At 61.6% G+C, this 1,738-nt stretch carries 2 protein-coding genes; both read right to left on the bottom strand.

Features of this window, described 5'->3' with window-relative positions; genetic code table 11:
* Positions 1-1,106: CHASE3 domain-containing protein (locus tag ACODTY_RS23950; RefSeq protein ID WP_488996672.1), on the bottom strand; the 1,106-nt coding region annotated here is incomplete at its 3' end.
* Between the two features lie 177 nt (positions 1,107-1,283).
* On the bottom strand, positions 1,284-1,738 hold a 455-nt coding region (locus tag ACODTY_RS23955), incomplete at its 5' end, for a response regulator (RefSeq protein ID WP_488996673.1).

Genomic DNA, 1,738 nt, shown 5'->3' on the forward strand with positions numbered 1-1,738 from the left:
TCCAGCAGGTCCTGCAACTCCTCCCGGTATTTGGCCGATCGGACCGCGACCGCGACCGCGCCGGCCGCCCTTTCCAGAAGAGCGACCACTCTCTCGTCGACAGGCCGCAGGAAACCCAGTTCCACGACCGAATTGACAGCTTCGTCAACGCTTGCGGGAACGATTGCCAGGTGGCGTGGCGAATGCTGTCCGAGTGCCGAGCCGAAGGTAAGATAGCCTTCGGGAATTTCGCCAATCACCATCGTCTGGCCTTGCGCGGCCGCCTGACCCAACAGGCCTTCGCGTTCCTTGAATTGCTCGAGGAGGGCGGCGCCCTGGGGTACGCCATATGTCGATGCCCGCCGATAGGCGCCGCCCTTGTCGACGAAAAGGGCGCCGGCAACCGCGCCGACGTAACGGGCCAGAAACTCCAGGATGCTGTTGCCGAGTTGTTCGATACGCTGATCCCCCATCGTTGCAGCCGCCAGGCCCACCTGTCCAGACTGGAGCCATTCCTCGCGCCGACGGGCAAGCGTCGCCCTGCGAATCAGGAAGCCGATCGCGACCGTCAATAGGATGCCAAGCAGGCCGGACAGCCAACTCGTCGCAAGGGCCGTTTTCTGGGCGTTCTCCATCTCCGAAAGCCGCTTGATACGGAGCCGGGCCTCCTCGTCCGCCATGGCCGAGAGTTGTGCCCGGATGGCATCCATGGCGGCTTTGCCCCGATCCGAGTTCACGACAGCCAGAGCCGCGTCGAGACCCCGGGTGCGACGCAATTCGATCGTTTCCCTGAGTTCGGCAAGCTTGGCGTCCACATCCTGCCGGAGCGCGGCGATCCGAGGCCGGTGGGCCAAGTTGTCCGATGTGAGCTGTTCCAGTTCGTCGAGCTTCGGCGGAATCGCCCGGACCGCCGCGTCGTACGGCTGGAGATACCGTTCGTTGTCCGTGAGCAGAAATCCTCGCTGGCCTGTCTCCGCGTCCTGGGCGCTCGACAGCAATTCGTCGAGCGCGACGATGACGTCATGGGAGTGGGTGATCGCCAGGTTGCCCTCGCGCAGCGCGTTCAAATTGAGATACGCGATGGCGCCGCTGATCAGGAAAAAAACCAGAGCGGCCGCGAGTCCCAAGGCGACAGGGAGATCCAGGCCTGGGTTTCGGAAGGAAGCGGTCGAGCGAAGAGGTGTCATTTTTACTCGCTAGTGACGATGTCCCGGCACTTTTCCGACGGAGACGAAGGCGAATGGGGTGAGGCAGCAGGGGCGCCCGGTGCGTTCATCGAGCGTGCGTGGAACCAACTCGACTCATTACTCGTCTCTGGAGCCTGAGTCGCGGTTCCCCGCCCCGGCGGCGGGACGAAAGTCGATCATTTGGGGAGCAAGCTGTCGGCGGATTACGGCCACAACCGTTTCAGGCAAATAAGGCTTCGCCAGAAACGGTACGCCATCGGCCAGTTCGTCGTTCTTGGGTGCCTGCTGCCCGGAGGTCACGATGACGAATATACCGGGCCAATATTTCGCAATGTGTCGAGCCAAGCCGATTCCATCTAAAGATCCAGGCATCTGAATGTCCGTAAAGACGGCGAAAATGTTCGGACGCGACCCGAGCACCTCAATGGCCTCGGCCGCATTGCTTGCCTCATAGACCATAAAGCCGGCGTCCGTCAGAAAGTCGACGGCGAAAATCCTCAATAACGGCTCGTCGTCAACGACGAGAATCGCAACATTTGGCTGGCTCAAGAAAATCCCCCAAAACGCGCATG

The organism is Mesorhizobium sp. FG116, from assembly GCF_057809835.1.